The organism is Leifsonia sp. GW821-FHT13C09 (assembly GCF_058806435.1).
Window position 1 is genome coordinate 598059 of sequence record NZ_JBXAPS010000001.1, and the last position, 14035, is coordinate 612093.

13 protein-coding genes are annotated in these 14035 nt (G+C 70.7%); 5 read left to right on the plus strand and 8 right to left on the minus strand.

Features of this window, described 5'->3' with window-relative positions:
• Positions 1-81: 81 nt before the first annotated feature.
• The 5 genes from ndk to AC1ROW_RS02860 all read right to left on the minus strand — a co-directional run bounded on the left by ndk (position 82) and on the right by AC1ROW_RS02860 (position 6520).
• Positions 82-504, minus strand: coding sequence for a nucleoside-diphosphate kinase (ndk, locus tag AC1ROW_RS02840; RefSeq protein WP_179606201.1), 423 nt, complete (start codon positions 502-504; stop codon positions 82-84).
• Positions 501-887 carry a DUF4233 domain-containing protein gene (locus AC1ROW_RS02845; RefSeq protein WP_493017346.1) on the minus strand — a complete coding sequence of 129 codons (387 nt, stop codon included), beginning with the start codon at positions 885-887 and terminating at the stop codon, positions 501-503. The genes ndk and AC1ROW_RS02845 overlap by 4 nt, the downstream gene beginning before the upstream one ends.
• On the minus strand, positions 884-2251 hold the full coding sequence (locus tag AC1ROW_RS02850) for a bifunctional folylpolyglutamate synthase/dihydrofolate synthase (RefSeq protein WP_493017347.1): 1368 nt from the start codon (positions 2249-2251) through the stop codon (positions 884-886). The genes AC1ROW_RS02845 and AC1ROW_RS02850 overlap by 4 nt, the downstream gene beginning before the upstream one ends.
• Positions 2248-5628 (minus strand): isoleucine--tRNA ligase, encoded by a 3381-nt coding sequence (gene ileS / locus AC1ROW_RS02855; RefSeq protein WP_493017348.1) that lies wholly within the window; start codon positions 5626-5628, stop codon positions 2248-2250. The genes AC1ROW_RS02850 and ileS overlap by 4 nt, the downstream gene beginning before the upstream one ends.
• Positions 5629-5863: 235 nt before the next feature.
• Positions 5864-6520: an acyl-CoA-like ligand-binding transcription factor gene (locus AC1ROW_RS02860; RefSeq protein ID WP_493017349.1), complete on the minus strand. Its 657-nt coding sequence runs from the start codon at positions 6518-6520 to the stop codon at positions 5864-5866.
• 64 nt (positions 6521-6584) lie between these two features.
• Between AC1ROW_RS02860 and AC1ROW_RS02865 the strand changes: the two genes are divergently transcribed.
• From AC1ROW_RS02865 to AC1ROW_RS02885, 5 genes are all read left to right on the plus strand, one after another.
• Positions 6585-7946 carry an MFS transporter gene (locus AC1ROW_RS02865; RefSeq protein ID WP_493017350.1) on the plus strand — a complete coding sequence of 454 codons (1362 nt, stop codon included), beginning with the start codon at positions 6585-6587 and terminating at the stop codon, positions 7944-7946.
• Positions 7947-8042: 96 nt separating this feature from the next.
• Positions 8043-10655, plus strand: a complete 2613-nt coding sequence (gene valS, locus AC1ROW_RS02870) for a valine--tRNA ligase (protein ID WP_493017351.1) — start codon at positions 8043-8045, stop codon at positions 10653-10655.
• Positions 10652-11098 (plus strand): GNAT family N-acetyltransferase, encoded by a 447-nt coding sequence (locus AC1ROW_RS02875; protein ID WP_493017352.1) that lies wholly within the window; start codon positions 10652-10654, stop codon positions 11096-11098. Before valS ends, AC1ROW_RS02875 begins: the two co-directional genes overlap by 4 nt.
• A gap of 67 nt (positions 11099-11165) precedes the next feature.
• Positions 11166-11636: a GNAT family N-acetyltransferase gene (locus tag AC1ROW_RS02880; RefSeq protein WP_493017353.1), complete on the plus strand. Its 471-nt coding sequence runs from the start codon at positions 11166-11168 to the stop codon at positions 11634-11636.
• Positions 11636-11902, plus strand: coding sequence for a hypothetical protein (locus AC1ROW_RS02885; RefSeq protein WP_493017354.1), 267 nt, complete (start codon positions 11636-11638; stop codon positions 11900-11902). Before AC1ROW_RS02880 ends, AC1ROW_RS02885 begins: the two co-directional genes overlap by 1 nt.
• Positions 11903-11914: 12 nt before the next feature.
• On the opposite strand, the gene AC1ROW_RS02890 is transcribed toward AC1ROW_RS02885, so the two are convergent.
• From AC1ROW_RS02890 to AC1ROW_RS02900, 3 genes are read right to left on the minus strand one after another with little or no spacing between them, the layout of a single operon-like run.
• The gene (locus AC1ROW_RS02890) at positions 11915-12100 is read right to left on the minus strand and encodes a hypothetical protein (protein WP_493017355.1); all 186 of its coding nucleotides are present in this window, start codon (positions 12098-12100) and stop codon (positions 11915-11917) included.
• Entirely contained in the window at positions 12097-13392 is a 1296-nt protein-coding gene (locus tag AC1ROW_RS02895; protein WP_493017356.1) for an MFS transporter, read from the minus strand. The genes AC1ROW_RS02890 and AC1ROW_RS02895 overlap by 4 nt, the downstream gene beginning before the upstream one ends.
• Positions 13389-14033, minus strand: a complete 645-nt coding sequence (locus AC1ROW_RS02900) for a helix-turn-helix domain-containing protein (RefSeq protein ID WP_493017357.1) — start codon at positions 14031-14033, stop codon at positions 13389-13391. Before AC1ROW_RS02900 ends, AC1ROW_RS02895 begins: the two co-directional genes overlap by 4 nt.
• Positions 14034-14035: the final 2 nt, after the last annotated feature.

The window sequence follows — 14035 nt, forward strand, 5'->3', positions numbered from 1 at the left end:
CCGCGGCCCGAACGTGAGAACGGCTCCCGACCATCCGGTCGGGAGCCGTTCTCATTCGCCAGGAGCTCGTCGGGTCGGGGCTCAGTCGAACCAGAGCGCGAGCTCGCGCTGCGCCGACTCGGGCGAGTCGGAGCCGTGCACCAGGTTCTGCTGCACCTTGAGGCCCCAGTCCCGCGCCAGGTCGCCGCGGATCGTGCCGGGCAGCGCGGAGGTCGGGTCGGTCGCGCCGGCGAGGGAGCGGAAGCCCTCGATCACGCGGTTGCCCGCGACGCGCAGGGCGACGACGGGACCGGACTCCATGAACTCCACGAGGGGCTCGTAGAACGGCTTGCCCTCGTGCTCGGCGTAGTGCTTCGCCAGCAGGTCGCGGTCGGCCTGCAGCATGCGGATGTCGACGAGGGAGTAGCCCTTCGCCTCGATGCGGCGCAGGATCTCGCCCGTGAGGTTGCGGGCGACTCCGTCGGGCTTGACGAGGACGAGGGTCTCTTCGACGGCGGTGGTCATCTGATCTCCGTTCGGTTGTTCCGGTCGGTGTTGTTCCGGTCGATGCGGGAGGCGACGATCATGCAGTAGGTCCACATGGCCGTGAAGATCGCCCCCACGATGAAGAAGGCGGGCTGAAGGAAGCCGGCGGCGACGACGAGCACCTGGACGATCCAGCCCAGGACGACGCCCGCGCGATTGCGCATGAGCCCGATGGCGGCGATCATCAGCACGACCACCAGCGCTCCCCCGCCGAGGGCCGCCCATGCCGGTAGCGCCTTCAGCCCGAAGAGCACGAGGGCGCCCAGGAAGACGACGATCAGCTCGAAGCCCAGCACGATCGAGCCGAGGCTCTCGCGCAGGGAGCGCTGCCGGCGGGCGCGCGGCTGCTTGGCGTCGCTCACGCGGTCGCGTCCTTCCAGCCGTGCTCGTCGGCGTACGCCATCGCGGCGCCGACCAGGACGATCGAGCCCGTGACGACGACGGCTCGGCGCGGCTCCTCGCCGGCCCACTCGCGGGCCGCCTCCAGCGCGTCGAGCGCGTCGGTGTAGACGATCGCCGCCTCATCGCCGGCCTCCTCGCGCACGATGTCGCCGAGGTCCTCGGCGGCCAGGGCGCGGTCGGACGCGGGCTCGGTCACGAAGAACTGCGTCGCGATGGGGGTGAGAGCGCGGATGACGCCGCGGGCGTCCTTGTCGCCCAGGCTGCCGACCACGAAGGTGAGCTCGTCGAAGTCGAAGTACCTGCGCAGGGCGTCGGCGAGCGTCGCGGCGCCGGCCGGGTTGTGCGCGGCGTCCACCAGGACGGTCGGCTCCACGCCGACGAGCTGGAGGCGGCCCGGCGAGGTCGCGGTGGCGAAGCCCTCCTCGACCAGGTCGGACTTCAGCGGCTGGGTGCCACGGCCGAGGAAGGTCTCGACCGCCGCGACAGCGACGGCGGCGTTCTGCGCCTGGTGGTCGCCGTAGAGCGGGAGGAAGACGTCCTCGTACGTGGCGGCGCGGCCCCTGACCGTGACGAGCTGGCCGCCCACGGCGACCTGGGTGCTCACCACGTCGAACGCCTGCGGCTGGGCCGCGAGCGTCGACTCGGTGAGCCGGGCGGCCTCCTCGAGCTCGGCCATGGCCTCCGGAGCCTGGGCGGAGGTCACGACATCGGCTGACGGCTTGATGATGCCCGACTTGGTGCGCGCGATCTCCCGGACGGTGCCGCCGAGCTGCTTGGTGTGGTCCAGAGAGATGGGGGTGAAGACCGCCACCTGGCCGTCGCCGACGTTGGTGGAGTCCCACTCGCCGCCCATGCCGACCTCGATCACGGCGACGTCGACCGGGGCGTCCGCGAAGGCGGCGAACGCCAGCGCGGTCAGCGCCTCGAAGAAGGTCAACGGGGCCTTGCCCTGCTCCTCCAGCTCGGCGTCGACGATCTCCAGGTAGGGGCGGACGTCCTCCCAGTTGCTCACCAGGGCCTCGTCGGAGATCGGCTCGCCGTCGATCATGATGCGCTCGTTGAAGCGCACCAGGTGCGGGCTGGTCAGCAGGCCCGTCCGCAGCCCGTAGGCGCGCAGGATGCTCTCGGCGATCCGGCTGGTCGAGGTCTTCCCGTTCGTCCCGGTGATGTGGATGATCGGGTACGCCCGCTGCGGGTCGCCGAGCAGCTCGACGGCGCGGCGGGTCGCGTCGAGGCGGCGCTCGGGGGCGCCCTCGCCGACGCGGGCCAGGAGGGCCTGGTAGACCGCCTCTGCGTCCTCGCGCAGTTCGTCGTCGTCGGTCATCGGGTGGCCTCCACCTTCGTCACGCCGACCGTGAACCGGCCCGCGTTCGCATACAGTCCTGCGGCGAAGTCCTTGCTGAACTGGTCGCGCGTGTCGGCGGGACGCTCGGCCGCCGAGACGAACTCGAACTCCAGCGCAAGGGTCTCGGCCGCGATGTCCACGGCCTCCCCGGCCAGGGCAATGGCCGCCACGTCGTCGTCGTGCTCGAACGCGACGCTGAGCTCGATCCGGTCGCTCACGTCGAGCCCGGCCGCCTTGCGGGTGTCCTGCACGGCGCGGATGACGTCGCGGGCCAGGCCCTCCGCCTCCAGCTCCGGCGTCGTGGCCGTGTCGAGCAGGACGAAGCCGCCGCCGGGCAGCAGGGCCAGCGCCGAGGTCGCCTCGTCGTCGGCCTGAGCGGTCTCCAGGACCAGCTCGTACTCGCCCTCGACCAGCTCCACGCCGCCCACGGTGACGACTCCGTCGTGCTCGGACCAGTCGCCCGCGCGCGCGGCCTGGATGACCTGCTGCACCTGCTTGCCGAGCCGGGGACCCGCGGCACGGGCGTTCACGGTCAGCTTGCTGGTGATCCCGTAGGCCTCGGCGCTGTCGTCGGCGAGTTCGACCAGCTCGACGGCCTTGACGTTGAGCTCGTCGCGCAGGATGCCCTCGAACGGACGCAGGGCGTCGGCGTAGGCCGCGACCACGGTCAGCGACGCGAGCGGCAGGCGCACCCGGCGACCCGACTGCTTGCGCAGCGAGAGCGCCGTCGAGCTGATCGCACGGATGCGGTCCATCGCGTCCACCAGCGCGTCGTCGGCCGGGAACTCCGCCGCCTCCGGCCAGTCGGTGAGGTGCACGCTGCGGCCTCCGGTGAGGTCCTTCCAGATCCGCTCGCTGACCAGCGGGAGCAGCGGCGCGGCGACCCGGGTCAGGGTCTCCAGCACCGTGTAGAGGGTGTCGAACGCCTCGGCTCCGGAGCCGTCCTCCGCGACGCCGGTCCAGAACCGGTCGCGCGAACGGCGCACGTACCAGTTGGTGAGCACGTCGGCGAAGTCGCGCAGCTTGGCCGCGGCCAGCGTCGAGTCGAGGCTCTCCAGGTCGGCGGTCACGGCCTCCACCAGGTCGCGCGTCTTGGCGAGCAGATAGCGGTCGAGCACGTCGGTGGACGCCGTCGACCGCTTCGCGTCGTAGCCGGTCGCGTTGGCGTAGAGCGAGAAGAAGTACCACGTGCTCCAGAGCGGCAGCAGCACCTGGCGGACGCCCTCGCGGATGCCCTCCTCGGTGACGATGAGGTTGCCGCCGCGCAGCACCGGGCTCGACATCAGGAACCAGCGCATCGCGTCGGAGCCGTCACGGTCGAAGACCTCGTTGACGTCCGGGTAGTTGCGCAGCGACTTCGACATCTTCTGGCCGTCGCTGCCGAGCACGATTCCGTGCGAGATCACGTTCTTGAACGCGGCGCGGTCGAACAGCGCGGTGCCGAGCGTGTGCAGCAGGTAGAACCAGCCGCGGGTCTGCCCGATGTACTCCACGATGAAGTCGGCCGGGTTGTGGCTGTCGAACCAGTCGTGGTTCTCGAACGGGTAGTGCACCTGGGCGAACGGCATCGAGCCGGAGTCGAACCAGACGTCGAGCACGTCGGGGATGCGGCGCATGGTCGACGTCCCGGTCGGGTCGTCCGGGTTCGGCCGGGTCAGCTCGTCGATGAACGGGCGGTGGAGGTCCGGCTCGCCCGCGGCGTTCACCGGCAGCCTCCCGAAGTCGCGCTCCAGCTCCTCGAGCGAGCCGTACACGTCGACGCGCGGGAAGTTCGGGTCGTCGCTCTTCCAGACCGGGATCGGCGATCCGAAGTAGCGGTTCCGGGAGACCGACCAGTCGCGGGCGCCGGCCAACCACTTGCCGAACTGGCCGTCCTTGACGTTCTCGGGCACCCAGTTGACACCCTGGTTCAGCTCGACCATCCGGTCGCGGAAGTCGGTGACGCGGACGAACCAGCTCGACACCGCCTTGTAGATCAGCGGATTGCGGCAGCGCCAGCAGTGCGGGTACGAGTGCTCGTAGCTCGCCTGGCGCAGCAGCCGGCCGTCCTCGCGCAGCAGGGTGGTGAGCGGCTTGTTCGCCTCGAAGACCTGGAGGCCGGCGACGTCCTGCACCTCGGCGAGGAAGCGCGCGCCGTCGTCCACCGAGATGATCACCGGGATGCCTGCGGCCTCGCAGACGCGCTGGTCGTCCTCGCCGTAGGCCGGGGCCTGGTGCACGATTCCGGTGCCGTCCTCGGTGGTGACGTAGTCGTCGACGAGGATCTGCCAGGCGTTCTGCGTGCCGTACTTCTCGGTGTCGGCGTAGTAGTCCCAGAGCCTGTCGTAGGTGACGCCGGCCAGCTCGCTGCCGCGGACGGTCCGGCTGACCGCGTCGCGCGCGGCCTCCGGAGAGCCGTAGCCCAGGTCCTTCGCGTAGTTGCCGACCAGGTCGACGGCCAGCAGGTACTCGCCGCTCAGCGACTCCTCATGGAGGGCGGCGCTGTGCCGCCCGCCGTCGCGCCCGTGCACATCGGCGGCGCCGTTCGGACCGGCGGGGACGACCGCGTACTCGATGTCGGGGCCGACCACCAGCGCGAGGTTGGTCGGCAGCGTCCACGGCGTGGTCGTCCAGGCCAGGGCGCGCACACCGGTGAGGCCCAGCGCCTCCGCCTTCGCGCCCGTCAGCGGGAAGGTGACGGTGACGGTCTGGTCCTGGCGCATCTTGTAGACGTCGTCGTCCATGCGCAGCTCGTGGTTGGACAGCGGGGTCTGGTCGCGCCAGCAGTACGGCAGGACGCGGTGGCCCTCGTAGGCGAGACCCCTCTCGTGCAGCTGCTTGAACGCCCAGATCACGGACTCCATGTAGGAGGTGTCAAGCGTCTTGTAGTCGTTGTCGAAGTCGACCCAGCGCGCCTGGCGGGTGACGTACTCCCGCCACTCGCGGGTGTAGCGCAGCACCGAGTCCTTGGCTGCCTGGTTGAAGGCGGCGAGGCCCATCTCCTCGATCTGGCTCTTGTCGGTGATCCCGAGCTGCCGCTCGGCCTCCAGCTCGGCGGGCAGCCCGTGGGTGTCCCAGCCGAACCGGCGCTCGACCTTCTTGCCGCGCATGGTCTGGAAGCGCGGGAAGACGTCCTTGGCGTAGCCGGTGAGCAGGTGGCCGTAGTGCGGGAGGCCGTTGGCGAACGGCGGCCCGTCGTAGAAGACCCACTCGGGCGCGCCCTCGCGGTTCTCCACGGAGGCGCGGAAGGTGCCGTCCTCGGCCCAGAAGGCGAGGACGTCGGTCTCGATCTCCGGGAACACCGGGGACGGCGTGACGTCCTGGGGCTCGCGGCCGGCCTCGGGCGCTCCATCCGGTGCGGACTTGGGGTACGGCATCTCTCTCCTGGCAGTCGTGATCTGCACGAGGACGCCGGACGCTCGCACGTCCGTCGCGGTACCACCCCGCTTGCCCCATCCGCCTGCGGCGCCGGATGAAGCCTCTCGTTCTGCGGCTGTGACGGGCCTGCCCCGTTCGGTTCTAGTGAGCGGGCGAGAGCCCGCCGTTCTTCCGAAGACTCACCGGTGATGGCCGGGTCGACGTCGTTCGCACCATTCTATCGGGTGATCGGCGCTATTCGGACCGGAACGCGGCGGCATAGCCGGCGCAGACCGGCTCGACCGCCGCGCGGACCAGCGGCGCCAGCGGGCCGCGCCGCACCCCCGCACGCGCCCAGACGCCCGCGGCAGCCACCCCCGCGCCCACCACCGCGGTGGCGGCGGACCGCGGGAGCAGCCCGTCCGGGTCATCGCCGGCCCGGCGGGCGATCGCCGCAGCGACCAGCCGGACGACCGAGAGGAACCGCGGCAGGGCGGAGGCCTGGAGTTCGTCGTCGGTGCCCATCAGCTCGACCTGGGTCACCGCGAGCGGCAGCCGGTCGGGGCCGAAGCCCTCGGCGAGCCGGACCACGGCCCCCAGGACCGCGGTCATCGGCTCCACGTCGTCGTCGGCCTCGGCCAGCATGGCGGGGAACGCCGCGAGCGACTCGTCCACCTCCAGCCAGAGCAGATCGCTCTTGGCGGGGAAGTAGTTGAAGAACGTGGCCCGGCTGACACCCGCACGCCGGGCGATGTCGTCCACCGTCGTGCCCGCGTAGGTCTGCTCCAGGAACAGCTCGCCCGCAGCTTCCGCGAGCATGCCGCGCGACGACGCCCGCGGGCGGCCGGCCCGCGCGTCGGAGTGCGGCGCCTGGTTGGGCTGTGCCGGCTGCTTGGAATGGCGCAGTGCCACGATGCGTTTTCTCCTCACGCCTAATATTGGACCCGGTTCAAATACCCTCGTCAGAAGGACACCAGTGACCTCCACCCCCACGCTCGCGGTCAGCGAGACCGATCGCCCGGGCATAACCCCGGGCACCGCTCGCCGCGTCGCCATCGCATCGTTCGTCGGGACCTCCCTCGAATCGTACGACTTCTACCTCTACGCGTACTTCGCCGCCTTCTTCGTCGGCCCGCTGTTCTTCACGCCGCTCGGCGCGTTCGGCGGCGTCCTCGCCGGCTTCCTGGCCATCGCGGCCGGCTTCGTCATCCGCCCGGTCGGCGCCGTGGTCTTCGGCCACCTGGGCGACCGGATCGGCCGCCGCCCCGTGCTGCTCATGACGATCCTCCTGATGGGGATCAGCACCGGCCTCGTCGGCCTGCTGCCCACCTACGCCGCGGCCGGCTGGTTCGGCGGCGTGGCGCTCGTGATCCTGCGCCTGGTGCAGGGCCTGTCGCTCGGCGGCGAGTGGGGAGGCTCCATCCTGCTGGCGACCGAGTACGCCAACCCGAAGCGCCGCGGTTTCTACGCCGCGCTCCCCCAGCTCGGCTCGCCGGTCGGCTCGATCCTCAGCGCCGTCGTGTTCATCGTCCTGACGCTGACCATGTCTCCGGCCGAGATCGCGGCGTGGGGCTGGCGCATCCCGTTCCTCACGGCCTTCCCGCTCCTGCTGGTGTCGCTCTACCTCCGCTGGTCGATCGACGAGACCCCGGTGTTCCGCAAGCTCGTGGAGACCGGCCGCCGCGACCGTTTCCCGGTCCTGGACGTCTTCACCAAGGCCCCGACCGCGTTCGTGATCGCGATCGGCGCGGCCGTCCTCGGCATCGGCTCGTACTCGCTGATGAACACCTACATGGTCGACTACGGCACCAGCGTGCTGGGCTTCAAGTTCCAAGACCTGCTCGTCGCGACCACGATCGGCGGCCTCCTGCAGCTGGTCACGATCCCGCTGTTCGGGCTGTGGGCGGCGAAGATCGGCTCGGCCCGTGTCGTCGCCGTCGGCGCGATCGGGACCCTGGTCGTCGCGTTCCCGATGTACTTCCTGCTGCAGAGCGCGTCGTTCGGCGTGCTCGTCGCCAGCATGATCATCGGCGGCATCCTGCCGACGCTGGCCTGGGCCGGCCTCGGCGGGCTCATGTCGGACCTGTTCCCGAGCCCGATCCGCTACAGCGCGCTCTCGGTGGCGTACAGCGTGGCGGCGCTGCTGACGTCGTTCGTGCCGGCAGTGACGCTTGTGTTCGGGCACGCGGTGCACAACGCGTGGTGGCACCCGGGCGTGGTGCTGGCGGTCATGTCGGTGATCACGCTGGTTGCGGCGTGGGCGGCGGCGCGGCGGCGGCCGGTGCTGGATGAGGATGTGGACGCGGCCGTGGACGCCGAGGCGGTCGCACAGGCCTGACGCGGCGGCGGTCGCGGCTCTCCGGTACGCTTTAACGCGTTACCCACACTCAGGCACCCCGCTGACACGGTGCCGCACATATCGAATCGGAGAGCCATGACCGCCGCGAACCCCGTGCCCGACAAGCCAGCACTCGAAGGCCTGGAGGCCGTCTGGGGCGGTCGCTGGCAGCAGGACGGCACCTTCGAATTCGATCGGGACGGTGCCATCGCCGCCGGGCGTGCCGCGATCTACTCCATCGACACCCCGCCGCCCACGGCCTCCGGCTCGCTGCACATCGGGCACGTGTTCAGCTACACGCACACCGACATCGTCGCCCGCTTCCAGCGCATGCGCGGCAAGCGCGTCTTCTACCCGATGGGCTGGGACGACAACGGGCTGCCCACGGAGCGGCGCGTGCAGAACTACTACGGCGTGCGTTGCGACCCGTCGCTCCCCTACGAGGCGGACTTCGTCCCGCCGTTCGAGGGCGGCGACAACAAGAGCTCCAAAGCGGCCGACCAGAAGCCGATCTCCCGCCGCAACTTCATCGAGCTGTGCGAGCGGCTGACCGTGGAGGACGAGAAGCAGTTCGAGGCGCTCTGGCGCACGCTCGGGCTCTCCGTCGACTGGTCGCAGACCTACCGGACCATCGGCCGGGAGGCGCTGCACACCTCGCAGCTCGCCTTCATCCGCAACGTCGCCCGTGGCGAGGCCTACCAGGCGCTCGCGCCGACGCTGTGGGACATCACCTTCCGGACCGCCGTCGCGCAGGCCGAGCTGGAGGACCGCGAGCAGCCGAGCGCGTACCACCGCGTCGGCTTCCACGGCGCCGACGGCCCCGTCTACATCGAGACCACCCGCCCCGAGCTCCTGCCGGCGTGCGTGGCGCTCGTGGCGCACCCGGACGACGAGCGCTACCAGCCGCTCTTCGGAACGACCGTGCGCACACCGGTCTTCGGCGTCGACGTGCCCGTGGTCGCCCACCACCTCGCCCAGCCCGACAAGGGCACCGGCATCGCCATGATCTGCACCTTCGGCGACATCACCGACGTGACCTGGTGGCGCGAGCTCGACCTCCCGAACCGGGCGATCATCGGCTTCGACGGCCGCATCCAGACCGAGCCGCCCGCCGCGATCGAGAGCGCGGAGGGCCGCGAGGCGTACGCGCAGCTCGCCGGCAAGACCGTGTTCTCGGCCAAGCAGGCCGTCGTGGAGCTGCTGCGCGCCTCCGGCGACCTGGTCGGCGAGCCGAAGCCCATCCAGCACCCGGTCAAGTTCTTCGAGAAGGGCGACAAGCCGCTCGAGATCGTCTCCACGCGCCAGTGGTACGTCAAGAACGGCGCCCGCGACGAGAAGCTGCGCGAGCGGCTCATCGAGCTCGGCCGGAGCCTCGACTGGCACCCCGACTTCATGCGCGTGCGCTACGAGAACTGGGTGAACGGCCTCACCGGCGACTGGCTCATCTCGCGCCAGCGCTTCTTCGGCGTCCCGATCCCGGTCTGGTACCCGCTCGACGGCGTGGGCAACCCGCTGTTCGACCAGCCGATCCTGCCGGACGAGCACAACCTCCCGGTCGACCCGTCCTCCGACCCGGCGCCCGGCTTCCAGGAGTCGCAGCGCGGCCAGGCCGGCGGCTTCATCGGCGAGCACGACGTGATGGACACCTGGATGACCTCCTCGCTCACCCCGCAGCTCGCGGGCGGCTGGGTGGACGACCCCGAGCTGTTCCGGGCGGTGTACCCGTTCGACCTGCGCCCGCAGGGCCAGGACATCATCCGCACCTGGCTGTTCTCGACCATGCTGCGCTCGCAGCTCGAGCACGGTGTCGCGCCGTGGTCCAACGCCGCGATCTCCGGCTTCATCGTGGACCCCGACCGCAAGAAGATGTCGAAGTCCAAGGGCAACGTTGTCACGCCCGCCGACATCCTGGAGCGGCACGGCTCGGACGCCGTGCGCTACTGGGCGGCGTCGTCGCGGCTCGGCACCGACGCGTCGTTCGACCCGCAGAACCCGACCCAGATCAAGATCGGCCGGCGCCTGGCGATCAAGCTGCTCAACGCGGCGAAGTTCATCCACGGCTTCGACGCCCCGGAGTCGCTGGACCTCGCCCAGGTGACCTCACCGCTCGACCGGAGCATGCTTCAGCAGCTCGCCGACGTCGTGACCGACGCCACCGCCGCGCTGGAGGGCTACGACCACGCCCGCGCGCTGGAGACGGCCGAGACGTTCTTCTGGACGTTCTGCGACGACTACCTGGAGCTGGTCAAGGAGCGCGCCTATGGCGAGCACAACGCCGGCCAGATCTCCGCGGTGGTCGCCCTCCGCACGGCGCTGTCGGCGTTCCTGCGCCTCTTCGCGCCGGTGCTGCCGTTCGCGTCCGAGGAGGCGTGGAGCTGGTCGGAGACCGGGTCCGTCCACGTCGCCGCCTGGCCGGAGGCCGCGGACATCGCGGCCGCGGACTGGGACGACGCCCGCTCCGTCCTCACCGTGGTCGGCCGTGCCCTGACCGGCATCCGCGGCGCCAAGACCGCAGCCAAGGCCTCCCAGCGGACCCCGGTCGACTCCGCCGTCATCGGCGCCCCGGCAGACGAGCTGGCCGCCATCGAGTCGGCCTCCGCCGACCTCGCTTCGGTGGGCAGAATCGCGGAACTGCGTTTCGTAGCCGCCGACACGCTCGAAGTGACCGATATCCTCCTTGCGCAGACGCTGAGCGAGGAGGAACGATGACGGCTGACGTCCGGCGCGTGGAGGACAACGAGTTCTTCACCTGGCTCGACCTCTACGCCGGCTACGGCGAGTTCTACGAGACCCCTGTGACGGATGAGAAAGCCCTCCTCGTGTGGAGCTGGATCACCGACCCGGACAACAGCCTCGAGGCGTACTTCGCGCTCGACGCGGAGGGCACCCCGATCGGGCTCGCGCACGTGCGCGAGTTCGCCCGGCCGCTGGACGGCAGCACCGGTCTCTACCTGGACGACCTGTTCGTCCTCCCGGACGCGCGCGGCGAAGGGGCTGGCACCGCCCTGCTCGAGAAGCTGCGCACGCTGGCCCAGGAGCGCGGCCTGTCCGTCGTCCGCTGGATCACCGCGAAGGACAACCAGACGGCCCGCCGCCTCTACGATCGGGTGGCCGAGAAGACGAAGTGGGTCACCTACGACCTCGTTCCGTGAACGGGTCCGCGATAAGGTCGATACGACTCCCGGACTCCTGAGCCGGGGAGCAAGGACGGAGGGGCTGATGTCGACGGTAGTTCGGCCGGTCAAGGATGGCGACTTCTTCGCCTGGTTGGACCTGTACGCGAAGTACGCGGAGTTCTACGACACCGAGCTGACCGACCAGAGGGCGCTCGTCCTGTGGTCCTGGCTCACCGACCCCGACCACGAGGAGGAGGGCTTCGTCGCCGTCGACGGCGACCGGATCCTCGGTCTCGCCAACGTCCGTGAGTTCGCCCGGCCTCTCGAAGGCGACCGCGGGCTCTTCCTCGACGACCTGTACGTCTCAGAGGAGGAGCGCAGCAAGGGCGTCGGCCACCAACTCATCGCCGCCATCCGCGCCCTCGCCGAGGAGCGCCGACTGGGCGTCGTGCAGTGGATCACCGCGAACGACAACGCCGACGCCCAGCGCGTCTACGACTCCGTCGCGAACAAGACCGCCTGGGTCACGTACGAGATCGACCTCGCCGCCGCCCAGAACGCCGAGACCGCCTGATGCAGCTCGGAACCCGCTGGGCCGTCGGCGAGACCCCGCCCTCGAACCTCCCGGAGGTCGTGACGTACGCCGTCTCCACCGTCGAGGAGGAGCTGACGGCGACCGACATCGAAACCACAGGCTGGCGCTGGACGCTGACCTGGCTGGAGGGCAACCCGGTCGTCGAGCTCGACGACGGCACGATCGTCCGCTACAACGCGCACGAGGACTCGGCCACGATCACCCAGGTGGTCGAGACCGAACCTTCGGACTACGACGAGGCATAGCGGGCCGGCGCGTCAGCGCGGCAGTTGCGGCAGCGTGCGCGCCGCGCGGTCACGGGTCTGCTCGACGGTGGCGACGAGCTCGGCGTGACGATCCTGTCGGGCGGGCTGGCGCATTCCCCACGCGGTGAGGGCGCGACCGAGCCGGAGTGCTGCGCGGTGGCTGAGCGGCCGGTGCACGGGCACGGCGATGGCGGTCATGATGCGGTTCCTTCCGGGATGTTCTGAAGTTCTGGCGACGGACTGTCCTCTGTCTGGCCGTAGCGGCCGGCGCTGAGCAGGAGGCGCGTCGCGATCAGCGCGAGCACGACCACGATCGCGCCGCCGATCAGGAACGGCAGGCGGAGGTCGATGCGGGCGACGAACCCGCCGAGCACCGTGGCGATGGGTGTGAGGCCCCAGCCGATGGTGCGGACGATCCCCATCGCCCGGCCGAGGATGGCGCCGGGCACGATCGCCTGGCGCAGCGCGCCCCACGGGACGTTCCACACCGCGACGCCGAACGCGCCGAGGGCGTAGGCGAGGATGCCGGCCACGACGTTGCCGGTGAGCCCGACACCGAGGATTCCGGCGCCGCTGACCAGCATCGCCGTGTACATCACCCGGCCGCGGCCGAAGCGGGTCACGAACTCGCTGGCGCAGAGCGCGCCGACGAGCGCGCCCGCGCCGATCACCGCGGTGACGACGCCGACGAGGGACGGCGGCAGCGCGTAGGTCTGCAGGAGCAGCAGCACGACGCTCCCCTGTGCGAATGCGAGCGCGGAGGCGCTGATCGAGGTGAGCACGATCATCTTCCGGAGGAATCGATCGTCCCAGAGGAAGCGGACGACAGCGCCGAGCCGCGGACGCGATGCGGCCTCCTCGCCGTCGGCGCCGAGCAGGTGCGCCCGCGCCGCCGCCACCGGGATGGTCAGGACGAGCAGCACGGAGATCAGGAAGCCGGCGCCGGTCAGCCAGAGCGGCAGCGCGATCGCGGCCGCGAACAGGAAGCCGGCGATGGGAGTCGCGATGAAGTTCTGCACGACGATCTCGGCCGACTGCATCCGTCCGTTCGCGCGGTCGAGCTGACCGCGGGACACCAGGCTCGGTGTGACCGTGGTGGTGGCGTTGTCGAACACCGTCTCGCCGAGGCCGAAGGCCAGGACGCAGGCGTACAGGCTCCAGATGGTCAGCGCGTCCGTTGCGATGAGGAGGGCCACCAGGGCGGCCACCGCGAAGCGCAGGCCGTTGGCGACGGCCATCGCGACCCGCCGGTCCACGCGGTCGAGCAGCATCCCGGCGGGGATGCCGAACAGCAGCCACGGCAGGAAGGTGACCGCGGTGAGGCCGGCGATCAGCGCCGGGTCGCGCGTCAGCGTCGTGGCGATCAGCGGGACCGCGGTGCGCCCGACGCCGTCGGCGAGGTTGCTCGCGATGGCGGCGGACCACAGCCGGCCGAAGCCCGCGCCGAGGCCGGTAACCGCCTCGGCCGTCGCCGGCGCCGGCGCTCTCACGGCCGCTCCTCCGCCCGCTGCTCCTGCTCCACGAGCGGGAACGCGTTGAACTGCGCCTGGATGCGCTTGCGGTCGTCCGTCGGCTCGGTCTTCCACTTCTCCTTGAGGCGGTTGAGCAGCTTGTAGTACTCGGTGGCGAGCTCGGCCAGCTGGTCGCGGGTGACCTCCAGGTGCGAGGTCGAGAGGGCAGAGGCCTCCACCCACTCCGGCCCGAAGGTGTCGAGCCCACGGCGGAGGTAGGCGTTGAGCCGCCGCTCGTTGTTCTGCTGCCAGCTCAGCGAGATCTGCTCGGTGACCTCGCGGCCGGCCGGCGTTTCCAGCGTCTCGGGGCCGCCGATGGTGACGCCACCCGGCGCCATCTTCCACCAGCGCTCCCGGCCGCTGCCGCGCTCGGTGTCTTCCACGATGATGTCGTGCTTGGCGAGCTGGCGCAGGTGGTAGCTCGTAGCGCCGCTGGACTCCCCCAGCCGCTCGGCCAGCATTGAGGCGGTGGCGGGCCCGAAGTCGGACAGCTCGTTCATGATCTCGACGCGCAACGGGTGCGCGAGCGCCCGCAGGGCCGGCATGCCGAGGGACTCGAAGTGCGGGACGTACTCGTCGGCGCCGTTCTCGGCGGCAGCGGGACTGGTCTCATCGGACATGA